The organism is Modestobacter altitudinis (assembly GCF_005930475.1).
Classification (GTDB): Bacteria; Actinomycetota; Actinomycetes; order Mycobacteriales; family Geodermatophilaceae; genus Modestobacter; species Modestobacter altitudinis.
In genome coordinates, this window is sequence record NZ_SJEW01000099.1 from 1 (window position 1) to 14,047 (window position 14,047).

The window sequence follows — 14,047 nt, forward strand, 5'->3', positions numbered from 1 at the left end:
GGTGGGGGCCGGCGGGGACTTCGACGACGTCGTCACGACCGGCATCCTCGCCGGTCGGACGGTCAGTGGGCGGTCCACCCGCCGTCCATCACCAGCGAGCTGCCGGTCACCGAGGTGGCGGCCGGGGAGCAGAGCCAGGCGACGGCGTCGGCGACCTCCTCGGGTTCGATCAGCCGCTTGAGCGCCGCCGGCGCCAGCATCACCTGCTCGACGACCTCGTCCTCGGTCAGCCCGTGGGCGCGGGCCTGGTCGGCGATCTGGCCCTCCACCAGCGGCGTCCGCACGTACGCGGGGTTGACGCAGTTGGAGGTCACACCGTGCTCCGCGCCCTCCAGCGCGATGACCTTGGACAGCCCCTCGAGACCGTGCTTGGCGGTGACGTAGGCGACCTTGTACGGCGATGCGCGCAGGCCGTGCACCGAGCTGACGTTGACCACCCGGCCCCAGCCGCGCTCGTACATCCCCGGCAAGGCGCCCCGGACCAGCCGGAACGGGGCCTCGACCATCAGCCGCAGGATGGAGCTGAACCGGTCGACCGGGAACTCGTGCAGCGGTGCGACGTGCTGCAGTCCGGCGTTGTTGACCAGCACGTCGACGTCGAGGTCGAGGCGGTCGATCGCGTCCAGGTCGGTCAGGTCGACCGCGACGGCGGTGCCGCCCACCTGGTCGGCGACCGCCTGCGCCGCACCCGCGTCCCGGTCGACGACGACGACCGCCGCGCCCGCCGCGGCCAGCCGGACCGCGCAGGCCCGCCCGATCCCGGACGCACCGCCGGTCACCATCGCGCGTCGTCCGGTCAGGGGCTCGGAGGAGGCCATGGCGGGAGGTTAGGACGCCCGCGACCGCGCGCCCATGGGCGGGTGCCACACACCCGGACCGGGGTGCGTGGGCGAGCCTCACATGCGCTCGACCGGGAGGAGTTGGTGACGTCCCGGCCTTCGTTATGGCGTGGGAGCACATGGCACTGCTCACAATCCCCGCTGATCAGCACATGGTGGCCCGCACAGCCCACCCCTAGCGTCTGCAACGCCCGTCCGCCGTCGGCCTCGATGAGGAGACCACATGTCCGCAGCTCCGCAGCCCGGAGCGGCACCCGCTCCACCCCTCCGGGGCCGGTCGGCGGGTGTGGTCGCGCCACGGGGTGCTGCGGTCACGGTCCTGTCTCAGTCCTCGTACAGGTCGTGACGTGCGTCACCTCATGACGTTGACTGCGCACGCCTGGGCGCCGGTGAGCGCTGCCCCCACCGTCCGTGCCCCCCGGCGGACGGTCGATCCCGAGAGGAGCTGCCCGTGCTGAGCGTCGACGCGCTGCACGTGACCTACGGCGGTGCCGTGCAGGCCCTCCGCGGGGTGTCCCTGGAGATCCCCGACGGCAAGGTCGTCGCCGTCCTGGGCAGCAACGGTGCCGGCAAGAGCACCCTGCTGCGCACCCTCTCCGGCACGCTGCGGCTGCACCGCGGCCGGATCGACTCGGGGTCGGTCCGCTACGGCGACGTCGCCCTGGGCAGCCGGGACGCCGCCGCGGCCGTGCGGATGGGCCTGGTGCAGGTGCCCGAGGGGCGGCGCATCTTCGGTCGGCTCACCGTCGAGGAGAACCTCCGCGCCGGCGGCATGGGCAACCGCGACAAGGCCGCCAAGGCCCGGGCCCGCGACCGGGTCTACGAGATGTTCCCGGTGCTCAAGGAGCGCGCCGGCCAGCGCGGGCTGCTGCTCTCCGGTGGCGAGCAGCAGATGCTGGCGATCGGCCGCGCGCTGATGGCCAGCCCGAAGCTGCTGCTGCTCGACGAGCCGTCGCTGGGGCTGGCGCCGCGGATCATCGGCCAGATCGGCGAGGTCATCGCCGAGATCAACCGGCAGGGCACCTCGGTGCTGCTGGTCGAGCAGAACGCCACCATGGCGCTCGGGGTCGCCGACCTCGCCTACGTGCTGGACGTCGGCGAGGTCTCGCTGTCCGGCTCGGCCGCGGAGCTGGCCCGCACCGACGAGGTCCAGCGGCTCTACCTCGGGCACGACAGCGACGAACCGGCGGCGGCCGAGCCCACCCCGGGGACCCGCAAGACGTTGTCCCGGTGGACGGCGTGAGCGCCCCGGCCGAGGCCGGTCGGGAGACCCGGGACGACATCCCGGCGGTCGAGGTGGACGCGGTCAGCGTCCGCTTCGGGGCGATCAAGGCGCTGTCCGAGGTCTCCTTCACCGTGGCCCCCGGCGCCATCCACGCCATCATCGGCCCCAACGGCGCCGGCAAGTCGACGATGTTCAACGTCCTGTCCGGGGTCTACCAGGCCGCCGAGGGCCAGGTGCGCTTCGGTGAGCACCGACTGGACCGGATGCGCCCGTTCGAGATCGCCGGCATCGGCGTCGCCCGTGCCTTCCAGAACATCGCGTTGTCGGCCGGCCAGTCGGTCGCCGAGAACCTCATGCTGGGCCGGCACCACCTCACCAAGGCCGGCTTCCTCGCGGCCGGGCTGCGGCTGCCGAAGGCCACCCGGGAGGGGAAGCGGCACGGCGAGCGGGTCGCCGAGATCGCCGAGTTCCTCGAGCTCGGCGACAAGCTGCACACCCCCGTCGGGGTGCTCTCCTACGGCGACCAGAAGCGGGTCGAGGTGGCCCGGGCGCTGTGCACCGAGCCGCGGCTGCTGCTCCTGGACGAGCCGGTCGCCGGGATGAACGCCGAGGAGACGACCCGGATGGCCCAGGCGATCCGGGAGATCCGCTCGGCGCTGGGCATCTCGGTGGTCCTGGTCGAGCACGACATGGGGATGGTCATGTCCCTCGCCGACCGGGTCACCGTCCTGGACTTCGGCCGCCGCATCGCCGACGGCACGCCGGCGCAGGTGCAGGCCGACCCCGAGGTCATCCGCGCCTACCTCGGCTCCGGTGACGACTCCAGCCCGTCGGACGCCGCCGGCGCCGACGGCTCCCCCTCCGAGACCACCGGGACGCGCCCGTGACCCAGTTCCTGTCGCTGCTGCTCAACGGCATCTCGCTGGGCGCCATGTACGCGCTCATCGCCCTGGGCTTCGTGATCATCTTCAAGGCGAGCGAGGTGGTCAGCTTCACCCAGGGCTCGCTGCTGCTGCTCGGCGCCTACTCGATCGCCCGGCTGTCCGAGCCGATCGGCTTCCTCCCCGCCGTCGTGGTCGGCATCCTGCTGACCGCGCTGGCCGCGTTCCTGATCGAGCGGCTGGTGATCAACCGGCTGCGCGGGGCGCCGGTGATCAGCCTGGCCATCGTCACCATCGGCATCGACATCATCCTGCTGACCGAGCTGATCCGGCGGATCGGCTCGGACATCCTCAACGTCCCGCACCCGTGGGGCAGCGAGTCCGTGCGGATCGGCGACGTCGGCATCAGCCAGAACCGGTTGATCGCCACCGGGGTCGCCGGCGTGCTGATCATCGCCTTCTTCGCGGCCTTCAAGTACTCCAGCTGGGGTGTGGCGATGCGCGCCTCGGCCGAGGACGGCGAGACGGCGGCGCTGATGGGCATCCGGCTCGGCCGGGTCTCCGCGCTCGCCTGGATCGTCGCCGGTGCCCTCGCCGCGGTCGCGGCGCTCTTCCTCGTGGGCGCACCGACCCCGGGGGTCAGCGCGGCGGCGTACACCGTGGCGCTGCGGGCGTTCCCGGCCGCGATCCTCGGCGGCCTGGACTCCACCGGCGGTGCGCTGGTGGGCGGCCTGCTGATCGGCCTGGCGGAGTCCTTCGCGGCCGGCTACCAGGACCAGCTGCTGTTCCTGGGCCGCGGCTTCGGTGACGTCGTCCCGTACGTGGTGATGATCGCCGTCCTGCTCGTCCGCCCCTCTGGCCTGTTCGGCACGAAGGAGCTGACCCGTGTCTGAGACGACCGCCCCGGCGGCGCACGGAGCCACCCGCGCCTCGGCCGGCACCTCGGCGGCGGGCGGCCGCACGGCAGCCGCGCCGCGCCGGTCCCTGCTCAAGCCGCTGCTGTTCGCCGCCGTGCTGCTGTTGCTGCTGCTCGTGCCCTTCTACGTCGAGGAGTTCTGGCTCCGCACCGGGTTCGCGGTGTTCGGCGCGATCGTCGGGGCGATCGGGCTCAACCTGCTGGTCGGCACCACCGGCCAGCTGTCGCTGGCGCACGCCTTCTTCCTCGCGGTCGGCGCGATCAGCTACGTCTTCGTCTCCGGCGAGTCCGGGGGCATCGGGGTCGCCCAGCTCAGCGGGCTGGGGCTCCCCCCGTTGATCGGCATGGTCGTGGGGGTGCTGCTCGCCGGCCTGGCCGGGCTGCTGTTCAGCCCGATCGCGGCCCGGCTGCGGGGCATCTACCTCGGCGTCGCCTCGCTGAGCCTGGTCTTCATCGGCCAGCACGTCCTGAACTCCTGGACGTCGGTGACCGGCGGCTTCAACGGCCGGGCGGCCCCGGACTTCGAGCTCTTCGGCTTCACCTTCGCCAACCGGGACCCGCTGCTGTTCATCGCCGGCGTGGAGTTCCGGGAGGCCGAGCGGCTCTGGTACCTGGGGCTGGTCCTCGCCCTGGCGGCCTACCTGTTCGCCCGCAACCTGCTGCGCAGCCGGCCCGGGCGGGCACTGCAGACGCTGCGGGACAGCGAGGTCGCCGCCTCGGTCATGGGCGTCAACGTGCAGCGCTACAAGGGCCGGGTGTTCCTGGTCAGCTCGATGTACGCCGGCCTGTCCGGGGTGATGTACGCCCTGTCGATCGGCAGCGTGGCACCGGAGTCCTTCGGTCTCGAGGTGTCCATCCAGTACCTGGCCATGATCGTCCTCGGCGGGCTGGGGTCCGTCGGGGGCGCGGCGCTCGGCGCGGTGTTCGTCAGCGCGCTGCCCCTGGTCTTCCAGCGCTACGCCGACTCGGTGCCGTTCGTGAGCAGCGTCGGCGAGGGCGGGCTGGCCGCGGGCGAGGCGGCGCGCTTCCTCTACGGCGCGGCGATCGTCCTGGTCATCCTCTTCCAGCCCGCCGGCCTGGCCGGGCTCGGCCAACGGTTCCGCCGCCGGGGCCGGGACCCCGGCGGCGGCCGGGCGACCAGCACGTCCTCGACCAGCACCGAGACCACCGCCGTCCCCTCCGACCGACCCGCACAAGGGAGCACCTCATGAAGCTCGGCAAGCGTTCCGGCAGCGCCGTCGTCCTGGCGGCCGTGGTGGTCACGGCCGCCACCGGCTGCAGCAACAAGGCCCAGGACTCCGGCGGTGGCACCGCGGCGAGCGGCGACGCCGGCGAGGTCACCACGGACGTGGGGGTCGAGGGGAACACGATCACCCTGGGCGTGCTCACCGACCTGACCGGTGTCTTCGCCGCGCTGGGCAACGACATCACGAACGCCAACCAGATGTTCTGGGAGGACAACCAGGTCTGCGACACCTACGACGTCGAGCTGGACGTCCAGGACACCGGCTACGTCCCGCAGCAGGGCGTGCAGCTCTACAGCGGCATGAAGGACGGCATCCTGGCCATGCAGCAGACGATCGGGTCGCCGATCAACACCGCGCTGGCCCCGGAGTACGAGGCCGACCAGATCGTGAACTTCCCCTCGGCCTGGGCGCAGACCCTGACCGAGATCCCCGGGACGGGCGTCGTCGGCGCGACCTACGCGGTCGAGATCGCCAACGGCTACGACTACATGTTCCAGCAGGGCCTCCTCAAGGAGGGCGACACCGTCGGCCACATCTACTTCGAGGGCGAGTACGGCGCGAACGGGCTCGCCGGAACCCAGGCCGTGGCGAAGGAGCGCGGACTGAAGGTGGTCGAGGCGCAGATCAAGTCCACCGACCAGGACATGAGCTCGCAGATCACCCAGTTCAAGGCGGCCGGGGTCAACATGGTCGCGCTGACCGTGGCGCCGGGGCAGCTGGCGTCCGCGGCGGTGGCGATGGAGGCCCAGGGGCTGGACGTGCCGATCCTGGGCAGCAACCCGGTCTTCGCGCCGGGCCTGCTCGCCGGCCCGGCCGCGAACAAGATCAAGCAGGACCTGTACGTGGCGTCGCCGGTGTCGGCCTTCGACCAGCACCAGGACCTGCTCGAGCAGTACCAGGCCGCCTACCCCGACGCCGTGCCCAGCCTGGGTGTGCTGGTGGGCGTCGGCATGAGCGAGATCATGAAGCAGGTGCTCGACGCGGCCTGCGAGAACGGTGACCTGACCCGGCAGGGCGTGCTCGACGCCTTCAGCGACCTGCAGGACGTCGACACCGGCGACGTCGTCGTGCCCATCCGCGGCTTCGAGCCGGGTGCGTCCCCGAGCCTGGAGAGCTTCGTGCTCCAGCCGGCCGACGTGCCCGGTGGCGCCAAGGTCGTCCAGGAGGCCTTCGAGGGCGAGTTCGCGGCGGCCATCGCCGGCTGATCGAGGACTCCTCGCCGTGCGGCGCCCCGTCCCCTCGTGGGACGGGGCGCCGTCGTGCGTCCGGCGGCGCTACAGCTGCCGGCGTCGGACGGCCGGCAGCAGACGGAGGGCGAGGAGCGCGCTGAGGACCGCAGCCACCGTCAACGGCACCGTCGCGCTGGTCGCCTCGGCGGCGGAGGCGATGACGAAGGGCGCGGCGAACCCGACGTAGGCGAAGGCCAGGAACAGCGAGGTCAGGGCGCCCAGCCGGGCCGGTGCCGCGAGCCGGGCAGTGAGCGTCAGGCCGGCGGCGAGGCACAGCCCGCTCCCGGCCCCCAGCAGGGGCGCGGCGGCGACCAGCCAGGGCAGCGCCGCGGTGGCCGTGAAGGCCGTCGCGGCGGCGAAGCCGGCGACGCCCAGGACGACCCCGACGACGGCGGTCCACACACCCAGCCGACGCTGCAGGCCGGCGACCAGGGTGCCCGCGCCGAGGGTCACCCCGGCGAGCACGCCGGTCACCGCGACACCGGCCGCGGGCAGCTCGACCAGCAGGGGCACCGCCGAGATGACGGCGGTCGGGAAGGCGTAGACGCACACGGCCACCGGCGCGAGCACGGTGAGCACGGTCAGCCCGTCACCCGGCCGGATCAGCGGCACCGGTGAGGTGAGGGGGAGCCCGGACGACGGCGCTGCCGGGCGCAGGTCGACGGTCTCGGGCAGGCGCAGGGCGAGGGCCAGCCCGGCGGCGGCGAGCACGGCGTGCACCAGGTAGGGCAGGACGGTCGGCGCCGGGGCGTACTGGCCGAGCAGACCGCTCACCAGCGGCCCGAGCGAGAAGCCCGCGGTCATGGCGAACGCCGCCCGGCGCCCGCCGGCGCCGTCCCCGGAGGCCAGCGACAGCTCGCCGATCCAGGCGCTGGCCACGCTGAAGACGACCCCGCTGACCACCCCCTGCAGGAACCGGGCGGTGAACAGCAGCTCGAGGGACTCGCCGGCCGCAGCGAAGGCCAGGGACGCGACCGCCGACAGGAGGATCCCGGGGACGGCGACGCGGCGGCGTCCCAGCCGGTCCGACAGCGGCCCGGCGACGAACAGGGCGGGCACCAGCCCGGCGGCGTAGCTGCCGAACAGCGCGGTGAGGACCTGCGGGGAGAGGTCCAGCCGCTCCTGGTAGACCAGCAGCAGCGGCGTGGGGACGTTGGTGCCGGCCGCGACGGCGAACAGCGCGAACACGCCCCGCCGCCAGGTCACCGGCAGGACCCTAGTGCCCCGCGGGACGGTCGGGGCTCCCCGACGGGAGCCCCGACCGGTCAGCCGACGGAGTTGCCCGGGCGGGCCACCGAGTCCTCGCGCTGGGCCTCGTCGTCGGTGAGCAGCACGGTGTCCTGCTCGCCCCCGTCGCCGGCGTTGTCGCCGGTCCGCCCGTCGATGAGGTTCTCGTCGGAGTCGGCGGTGTCCGGGGACTCGTGGTAGCCGGTGTTGTCGCTCTTGGTCATGGCTGCTCCTGTTCGTGGCGGGATGGAATGGCCCTCCTGCAGGGGCCCGCCGCGAGCCTGCGAGCGGTGGGGGCAGGAGGGTCCTTCGTCAGTGCGCGTCGGGTTCGGTCTCCGGCGGCGGGTAGACCGGACCGGCCATGCCGTCGGCGCCGTCGTCCCCGTCGGGCTCGGAGACGGCACCGCCCAGGGGGGCGACGTCCTGGTCGTGCTGCGGGTCCTCCGGTGAGCTCATCTGCCGAGTCTGCGGCGTGCGGCGGGAACCGGCGAGCGCTAGTCGTCGAGCGCCGGTCCGGCCTCGTGCCGTGGGTGGCCGGAGGTGCGCTCGCCCTGCTTCATCCGGGCCTCCAGCACGTGCCGGTCGCCGTCGGAGAGCGTGCTGCGGGCGCGTTCGTCGAAGGCCCGGAAGGTCGTCCAGTAGTGGGCGTCGTAGTCCTCGACGACCTGGAAGGTCCACCGGTCGGCGATGACGTTGCGCCCGACGAGGTCCCGCTCCAGGTCGTCGGCGAGCTCGGTGTGCCCGGCGTCGCGGAACCGGGCGACGGCGTCCTGGAGGAGCAGGTCGGCCTTGCCGGTCAGCTGGTGGAAGCCGTACAGCAGGCCGCGGGCCTGCTCGACGGTCTCCAAGGACTCCGACAGCTTGCCGAGGGCGGCGACGGTGTCGTCGTCGAGGTCGGGACGGGAACGGTCGGTCACCGCACCATCCTGGGGCGGACGTCGTCCGCCCGCAGGTTCAGCGACGGGCGCCGGTGATCGCGGTGTCGATGAGCTTCTCGGCGAGCCGGCGGCCGTGCGCGGCCGGGCCGTCGGGCCCGAGGAGCCCGCCGGAGAGGTACATGCCGTCGATGATCAGGTGGATCTGGGCCGCGAGGTCCTCGCCGTGGCCGGGAACCAGTCGGCCGGCCAGGGTCAGCAGCCGCATGTGCAGCTCGTACTTGTAGTCGGCGGCCGCGCTGCGGGCCGGGTGCTGCGGGTCGTCGTACTCACTGCTCACGTTGGTGAAGGGGCAGCCGCGGAAGCCGGTACGGGTGACGTCGGACTCGACGGCGTCCACGACGGAGAGCAGCGCCGCCCGCGGGTCGCCCTCCAGACGGTGCAGGTCGGCGTCGATGAACCCCAGGACCGTGGCCGCCTTGCGGGCGAGGTAGGCGCCGACCAGGTCGTCCTTGCTCTTGAAGAGCCGGTAGACGGTCATCTTGCCCAGGCCCGTCTCGCGGACCAGCTCGTCCATGCCGACGCTGCGCGAGCTGCGTGTCGAGAAGAGGCGCTCGGCGGTGTCCAGGACGATCTCCTGCCGTTCCGCGCGGGAGCGACGGGCCGGCACGGAGCCGATCACGGTCGTGTGCAGGGGGAGGGCTGCGGCAGTCACGAGGCCGATGGTGCAGCACTGCGTGACGGAGCGGTCCACGGCACGCCGGGCCGCGCCGCCAGGCCGTTACGCAGGGCGAATGCCGTGACGGTGGGTGTTGCTGGTGCCCGTGTGACCTCGCGTGGGACGCCCGTCGGAGGCCCGCGGGACGGGTGGGTCCGGTCAGGCCCGGCGGGTCCGGCGCGGGTTCGCCAGCATCCGCATGCCCGGCGCCGGCTCGGCCTGCGCGTCGGCGTGCTCGGTGCGCGCGGTCTCGTGGTCCATCGGGTGCTCACGGCGGCTCTCCTGCATGCCGTCAGCGTGCCCTCCGTGACCGTCGGTGGGCCGCGCTCGTCCCAGGACCACCCCATCGGGTGGGTGAGGCGCCGGCCACCACGGCCCCGGTCACCGCGCGTGCTCCCCCGCGAGGGTGTGTCGTCAGCCGACCGGGGGACCGGTTACGCTATTGACAATCATTCTCATTCTCACGAGACCTGGAGGACCGATGCGCCCCCTCCCGCGCCGAGCGACCCCTGCACTCCTGGCGTCCGCGCTCGCGCTCGCCGCCGTCGCCGGGTGCGGCTCCGACGAGGCCGCGGCCGACGACGGGGTGCAGGTCGTCGCCTCCACGAACGTCTACGGCGACCTGGCCCGCACGATCGGCGGGGACCGGGTCGAGGTGCACTCGGTGATCGACGACCCGTCGGCCGACCCGCACTCCTACGAGGCCAGCACCCGCACCCAGCTCGCCGTCTCCGAGGCCGACCTGGTGATCGAGAACGGCGGCGGCTACGACGACTTCATGGACACCCTGCTGTCGGCCACCGACGCCGACCCCACCCTGCTGACCGCGGTCGAGGTCGCCGGCATGGACACCGGCGCCGAGGGGTTCAACGAGCACGTCTGGTACGACCTGCCGGCCATGTCCCAGCTCACCGGCGCGATCGCCGACGCGCTCGGCGAGATCGACCCGGACCGCGCCGACGTCTACACGGCCAACGCCACCGAGCTGCAGGACGGGATCGCCGGGCTGGTGGCCCGGGGGGAGCAGGCCCGCACCGCCACCGACGGTGCCGGCGTGGCGGTCACCGAGCCGGTGCCGGGGTACCTGCTCGAGGCGCTGGGCGCGCAGGACCGCACCCCGGCCGAGTTCTCCGAGGCGATCGAGGAGGGCGGCGACGTCTCACCCGTCGTGCTGCGGGACACCCTCGACCTGTTCAGCACGGGGCAGGTGCGGGCGCTGGTCTACAACTCCCAGACCAGCGGACCGGAGACCGAGCAGGTGCTGGACGCCGCCCGGGCCGCGGGCACCGCCGTCGTCCCGGTGACCGAGACGCTGCCCGACGGCGAGGACTACCTGTCCTGGATGGGCGGGAACCTCGACGCGGTCGTCGCCGCCCTGTCCGCGTGAGATCCTCGGTCCAGTGACGACCTCCGCCCTCAGCCTCCGCGACGCCGGCATCCGCTTCGGCGACCGGGTGCTCTGGAGCGGGCTGGACCTGGAGCTGCAGCCGGGGGAGTTCCTGGCGGTGCTGGGCCCCAACGGTGCCGGCAAGTCCACCCTGCTCAAGGCGGTGCTCGGGCAGCAGCCGCTGTCGGCCGGGGAGCTCCTGATCGGCGGGCAGGGGCCCGGCCGGGGCAGCGACCGGGTCGGCTACGTGCCGCAGCAGAAGTCGATGGACGCCGCGACCCCGCTGCGCGCCCGTGATCTCGTCGCGCTGGGCATGGACGGCCACCGCTTCGGCCTGCGCCGGCGGACCGCCGAACAGCGCCGGCGGGTCGCCGACGCCCTCGAGGCGGTCGGCGCGACCGGCTACGCCGACGCCCCGCTCGGCCTGCTCTCCGGTGGCGAGCAGCAGCGGGTGCGGATCGCCCAGGCGCTGGCCACCGACCCGTCGCTGCTGCTCTGCGACGAGCCGCTGCTCTCGCTGGACCTGCGGCACCAGCGGGCGGTCGCGGACATGATCGACCGGCGCCGCCACGAGCACGCGACCGCCGTCGTGTTCGTCACCCACGAGATCAACCCGGTCCTCGACCTGGTCGACCGGGTGCTCTACATCGCCGCCGGTGGCCACCGGATCGGCGCGCCTGCCGAGGTGCTCACCTCCGAGACGCTCAGCGAGCTGTACCGGACCCCGGTGGACGTGCTGAACGTCCGCGGCCGGGTGGTCGTGGTCGGGACGCCGGACGAGCCCGGTGGCTGCACCCACCACGAGCTCACCCCGGAGGCGCAGCCCGCCGGAGGTGCCGCCTGATGGACCGGCTCTTCGACTTCTCCGACTACGGCGCGCTGCTGGGGCTGGTGCACAACTCGCTCGTCGCGGCAGCCCTGCTCGGCGTGGTGGGCGGCCTGGTCGGGGTGTTCGTCCAGGTCCGCGACATGCAGTTCGCCGTCCACGGCATCAGCGAGCTCTCCTTCGCCGGCGCCGCCGCGGCGCTGCTGCTCGGCGGGAGCGTCGCGCTGGGCTCCGTGCTGGGCTCGGTGCTGGCCGCCGCCCTGATCGGCGGCCTCGGCGTCCGCGCCCGGGACCGGAACTCGGTCATCGGCGTGCTGATGCCCTTCGGCCTCGGCCTGGGCGTGCTCTTCCTGTCCCTCTACGAGGGCCGGGCGGCGAACAAGTTCGGCCTGCTCACCGGCCAGATCGTGGCGGTCGACACGGTGCGGCTGGGCTGGCTGGTCGGGGTGTCGATCGTGGTGCTGGCCGGCCTGGCGGTGATCTGGCGGCCGTTGATGTTCGTCAGCGTCGACCCCGAGGTGGCCGCCGCCCGCGGGCTGCCGGCCGGCGTGCTGTCGGTCGTGTTCACCCTGCTGCTCGGGCTCGCGGTGTCGCTGGCGGTGCAGGTGGTGGGGGCACTGCTGGTGCTCTCGCTGCTGGTCACCCCCGCGGCCGCGGCCTTCCGGGTGACGGCGTCACCGGTGCTCGCGCCGTTGCTCAGCACGCTGTTCGCGGTCGTCTCGGCGGTCGGCGGCATCCTGCTGGCGCTGGGCGGCTCCATCCCGATCAGCCCGTTCGTGACCACGATCAGCTTCGCCATCTACCTGGTCTGCCGGGTGGTCTCCGCCCGGCGCCGGCGCTCGGGCTGGGGGACCCGCGTCCAGGACGCGCAGCTCACCCCGGCACCGGCACCGGTGCGGTAGGGCCCGTCGTGCCGGTCGGACCCGGGAGGACCTCCGTGCGCCCGCCGACGGCGCCGCCGCGGCGCCCCCGCCCCGAGCAGCCGGCGGCACCGACCCCGGCGCCGCCCGCCGGACCGACCGGTGACCCGGTGCGGCCTGCGGAGGACTGACGGTCAGGCGCCGGTGATCCGGTTCGCCGGGTCGACGCCCTCGGCGGCCTTCTCCTCCGCGCCCTCGGCCGGCTCCTCGGTGTGTGGCGTGCGGCCGGTGCCCTCCTCGCCGGGCGTCACGGCGCCCTCGGCGGGCTCATCGGTGTGCGGGGTGCTCTCGGTCATGCCGGTCCGGTGCCCGCGCCCGGCCGGGCCCAATCCTCAGTCGACCGAGGTGGGCGCCGGGGTGCGGCGGAGCAGCGCCTGCACCGCGTCGTCGTCCGGGAGGGCGCCGCGCGCACCGGCGCCGGTGGTCGACAGGGCCGCGGCGGTCACCGCGTAGCGGACGGCGTCGGCCAGCGGCTCGCCACGGTCCAGGGCGCTGCTGAGCGCGCCGCAGAAGCAGTCGCCGGCCCCGGTGGTGTCCACCGGCTCGACCGGCGGCGGCGCCTGGAGGAGCACCGCTCCCTCGGCCGGGACGACGAGCGCGCCCCGCTCGCCCAGCGTCACCACCACCGACCGCGCGGCCAGCCCGCGGGCCAGCTCCACCAGCGCGGACGGCGACGCGTCACCGTCCGCCGCCCCGGCCAGCCGGCGCAGCTCGTGCTCGTTGGGCACCAGGACGTCGACCTGCGCGAGCAGCTCGGCCGGCAGCGGCTGCGCGGGCGCCGGGTTGAGGACGACGGTGCCCCGGGTCGCCGCCGCGGCGGCCCGGACCGTGGCCAGCGGCGTCTCCAGCTGCAGCAGGAGCACCCCGGCGCGGTGCACCGACTCCACGTCGACGTCGGCCGAGGTCAGCTCGGCGTTGGCGCCCGGGACGACCACGATCAGGTTCTCCCCACCGGTGGCCTCCACGGGGATCGTCGCCGTCCCGGTCGGCACGCCGGCGGTGCGCTGCACCCGGCCGACGTCGACCCGCGCCTCGGCGAGCGCGGCCAGCTGGCGGCCGGCGGCCGGGTCGTCGCCCACCCGGCCGACCATGTGCACGCCGGCGCCGAGCCGGCCCGCGGCGGCGGCCTGGTTGGCGCCCTTGCCACCGGGCAGCACGGCGGTCGACGAGCCGATGACCGTCTCACCCCGGCCGGGCAGCCGGTCGACGGTCACCACGACGTCCTCGTTGAGGCTCCCGACGACGGTCACGGACACGAGGGGCTCCCGGAGGTGGTCACGGACGCCGAGCCTAGGAGACCCGCTCAGCGGCCCGAGCGGGCCGACCACTCGACGTGCGTCCGTTTCCCGGCCGCGGAGCTGCGGTACCGCACCGGGGGACCGCTGACCCCCGGGAGGACCCCATGGCCGACACGGACGCCGACACGACCCGCCGCGAGTTCGGCGAGGCGGTCAACATGACCGCCGGTGAGCTGGAGGAGTGGCTGGGCACCGAGGAGTCCCAGGCCGTCGGCCAGAAGAGCGGCGGCTCGGAGGAGTCGACCGGGCACGAGTCCGGCCGGCGCATCGTCGAGCTGCTGCACACCAAGAAGGCCGACCTCACCGATGACGACCTGGCGCACATGCGGAAGGTGCACGGCTACGTCCAGCGACATCTCGCGCAGGAACCGCACCACGAGGACGTCGAGACGTCGAAGTGGCGGTACTCGTTGATGAACTGGGGCCACGACCCGCTCAAGGCACGGGGCGGGTCGGGCG

Annotated in this window: 18 protein-coding genes; 9 read left to right on the forward strand and 9 right to left on the reverse strand. The window is 73.8% G+C overall.

Annotation, left to right across the window (positions count from 1 at the left end; all coding sequences use genetic code 11):
* Positions 1-62: 62 nt before the first annotated feature.
* Positions 63-818, reverse strand: coding sequence for a 3-hydroxybutyrate dehydrogenase (locus FHL79_RS23150; RefSeq protein WP_138760915.1), 756 nt, complete (start codon positions 816-818; stop codon positions 63-65).
* 472 nt (positions 819-1,290) lie between these two features.
* Here FHL79_RS23150 and FHL79_RS23155 point away from each other — a divergent pair, with 472 nt between their 5' ends.
* From FHL79_RS23155 to FHL79_RS23175, 5 genes are read left to right on the forward strand one after another with little or no spacing between them, the layout of a single operon-like run.
* Positions 1,291-2,082, forward strand: coding sequence for an ABC transporter ATP-binding protein (locus tag FHL79_RS23155; protein ID WP_138760916.1), 792 nt, complete (start codon positions 1,291-1,293; stop codon positions 2,080-2,082).
* On the forward strand, positions 2,079-2,951 hold the full coding sequence (locus FHL79_RS23160) for an ABC transporter ATP-binding protein (protein WP_138760917.1): 873 nt from the start codon (positions 2,079-2,081) through the stop codon (positions 2,949-2,951). The genes FHL79_RS23155 and FHL79_RS23160 overlap by 4 nt, the downstream gene beginning before the upstream one ends.
* Positions 2,948-3,838, forward strand: coding sequence for a branched-chain amino acid ABC transporter permease (locus FHL79_RS23165; protein WP_138760918.1), 891 nt, complete (start codon positions 2,948-2,950; stop codon positions 3,836-3,838). The genes FHL79_RS23160 and FHL79_RS23165 overlap by 4 nt, the downstream gene beginning before the upstream one ends.
* Positions 3,831-5,072 (forward strand): branched-chain amino acid ABC transporter permease, encoded by a 1,242-nt coding sequence (locus tag FHL79_RS23170; protein ID WP_138760919.1) that lies wholly within the window; start codon positions 3,831-3,833, stop codon positions 5,070-5,072. Before FHL79_RS23165 ends, FHL79_RS23170 begins: the two co-directional genes overlap by 8 nt.
* Entirely contained in the window at positions 5,069-6,313 is a 1,245-nt protein-coding gene (locus tag FHL79_RS23175) for an ABC transporter substrate-binding protein (RefSeq protein ID WP_138760920.1), read from the forward strand. The genes FHL79_RS23170 and FHL79_RS23175 overlap by 4 nt, the downstream gene beginning before the upstream one ends.
* A 69-nt stretch (positions 6,314-6,382) precedes the next feature.
* Here FHL79_RS23175 and FHL79_RS23180 read toward each other — a convergent pair whose 3' ends face one another.
* From FHL79_RS23180 to FHL79_RS26275, 6 genes are all read right to left on the reverse strand, one after another.
* Positions 6,383-7,543, reverse strand: a complete 1,161-nt coding sequence (locus FHL79_RS23180) for an MFS transporter (protein ID WP_138760921.1) — start codon at positions 7,541-7,543, stop codon at positions 6,383-6,385.
* A gap of 59 nt (positions 7,544-7,602) precedes the next feature.
* Complete coding sequence (locus FHL79_RS23185; protein WP_138760922.1) at positions 7,603-7,788, reverse strand: hypothetical protein; 186 nt, start codon at positions 7,786-7,788, stop codon at positions 7,603-7,605.
* Positions 7,789-7,876: 88 nt separating this feature from the next.
* Positions 7,877-8,020: a hypothetical protein gene (locus FHL79_RS25300; protein WP_171058312.1), complete on the reverse strand. Its 144-nt coding sequence runs from the start codon at positions 8,018-8,020 to the stop codon at positions 7,877-7,879.
* Positions 8,021-8,058: 38 nt separating this feature from the next.
* Positions 8,059-8,481, reverse strand: a complete 423-nt coding sequence (locus tag FHL79_RS23190) for a hypothetical protein (protein WP_138760923.1) — start codon at positions 8,479-8,481, stop codon at positions 8,059-8,061.
* A 37-nt stretch (positions 8,482-8,518) separates the two neighbouring features.
* Entirely contained in the window at positions 8,519-9,154 is a 636-nt protein-coding gene (locus tag FHL79_RS23195) for a TetR/AcrR family transcriptional regulator (RefSeq protein ID WP_246081155.1), read from the reverse strand.
* A gap of 162 nt (positions 9,155-9,316) precedes the next feature.
* Positions 9,317-9,445 carry a hypothetical protein gene (locus FHL79_RS26275; protein ID WP_281283894.1) on the reverse strand — a complete coding sequence of 43 codons (129 nt, stop codon included), beginning with the start codon at positions 9,443-9,445 and terminating at the stop codon, positions 9,317-9,319.
* A 193-nt stretch (positions 9,446-9,638) separates the two neighbouring features.
* Here FHL79_RS26275 and FHL79_RS23200 point away from each other — a divergent pair, with 193 nt between their 5' ends.
* From FHL79_RS23200 to FHL79_RS23210, 3 genes are read left to right on the forward strand one after another with little or no spacing between them, the layout of a single operon-like run.
* Positions 9,639-10,544 carry a metal ABC transporter solute-binding protein, Zn/Mn family gene (locus tag FHL79_RS23200; RefSeq protein WP_138760925.1) on the forward strand — a complete coding sequence of 302 codons (906 nt, stop codon included), beginning with the start codon at positions 9,639-9,641 and terminating at the stop codon, positions 10,542-10,544.
* A 13-nt stretch (positions 10,545-10,557) separates the two neighbouring features.
* Positions 10,558-11,388: a metal ABC transporter ATP-binding protein gene (locus FHL79_RS23205; RefSeq protein WP_138760926.1), complete on the forward strand. Its 831-nt coding sequence runs from the start codon at positions 10,558-10,560 to the stop codon at positions 11,386-11,388.
* Positions 11,388-12,272, forward strand: coding sequence for a metal ABC transporter permease (locus tag FHL79_RS23210; RefSeq protein WP_138760927.1), 885 nt, complete (start codon positions 11,388-11,390; stop codon positions 12,270-12,272). Before FHL79_RS23205 ends, FHL79_RS23210 begins: the two co-directional genes overlap by 1 nt.
* A gap of 152 nt (positions 12,273-12,424) precedes the next feature.
* Here the strand turns inward: FHL79_RS23210 and FHL79_RS25305 are convergent, their stop codons facing one another.
* On the reverse strand, positions 12,425-12,586 hold the full coding sequence (locus tag FHL79_RS25305) for a hypothetical protein (RefSeq protein ID WP_171058313.1): 162 nt from the start codon (positions 12,584-12,586) through the stop codon (positions 12,425-12,427).
* Between the two features lie 36 nt (positions 12,587-12,622).
* The gene (locus tag FHL79_RS23215) at positions 12,623-13,546 is read right to left on the reverse strand and encodes a ribokinase (protein ID WP_138760928.1); all 924 of its coding nucleotides are present in this window, start codon (positions 13,544-13,546) and stop codon (positions 12,623-12,625) included.
* Between the two features lie 146 nt (positions 13,547-13,692).
* On the opposite strand from FHL79_RS23215, the gene FHL79_RS23220 reads away from it, so the two are divergent.
* A partial coding sequence (locus FHL79_RS23220) for a DUF3140 domain-containing protein (protein ID WP_138760929.1) occupies positions 13,693-14,047 on the forward strand: 355 nt, incomplete at its 3' end.

Coding starts and splice junctions, on each gene's coding strand:
- FHL79_RS23210 (WP_138760927.1), top strand. CDS start 11,388: ATGGACCGGCTCTTCGACTTCTCCGACTACGGCGCGCTGCTGGGGCTG.
- FHL79_RS23185 (WP_138760922.1), bottom strand. CDS start 7,788: ATGACCAAGAGCGACAACACCGGCTACCACGAGTCCCCGGACACCGCC.
- FHL79_RS26275 (WP_281283894.1), bottom strand. CDS start 9,445: ATGCAGGAGAGCCGCCGTGAGCACCCGATGGACCACGAGACCGCGCGC.
- FHL79_RS25305 (WP_171058313.1), bottom strand. CDS start 12,586: ATGACCGAGAGCACCCCGCACACCGATGAGCCCGCCGAGGGCGCCGTG.
- FHL79_RS23200 (WP_138760925.1), top strand. CDS start 9,639: ATGCGCCCCCTCCCGCGCCGAGCGACCCCTGCACTCCTGGCGTCCGCG.
- FHL79_RS23150 (WP_138760915.1), bottom strand. CDS start 818: ATGGCCTCCTCCGAGCCCCTGACCGGACGACGCGCGATGGTGACCGGC.
- FHL79_RS25300 (WP_171058312.1), bottom strand. CDS start 8,020: ATGAGCTCACCGGAGGACCCGCAGCACGACCAGGACGTCGCCCCCCTG.
- FHL79_RS23175 (WP_138760920.1), top strand. CDS start 5,069: ATGAAGCTCGGCAAGCGTTCCGGCAGCGCCGTCGTCCTGGCGGCCGTG.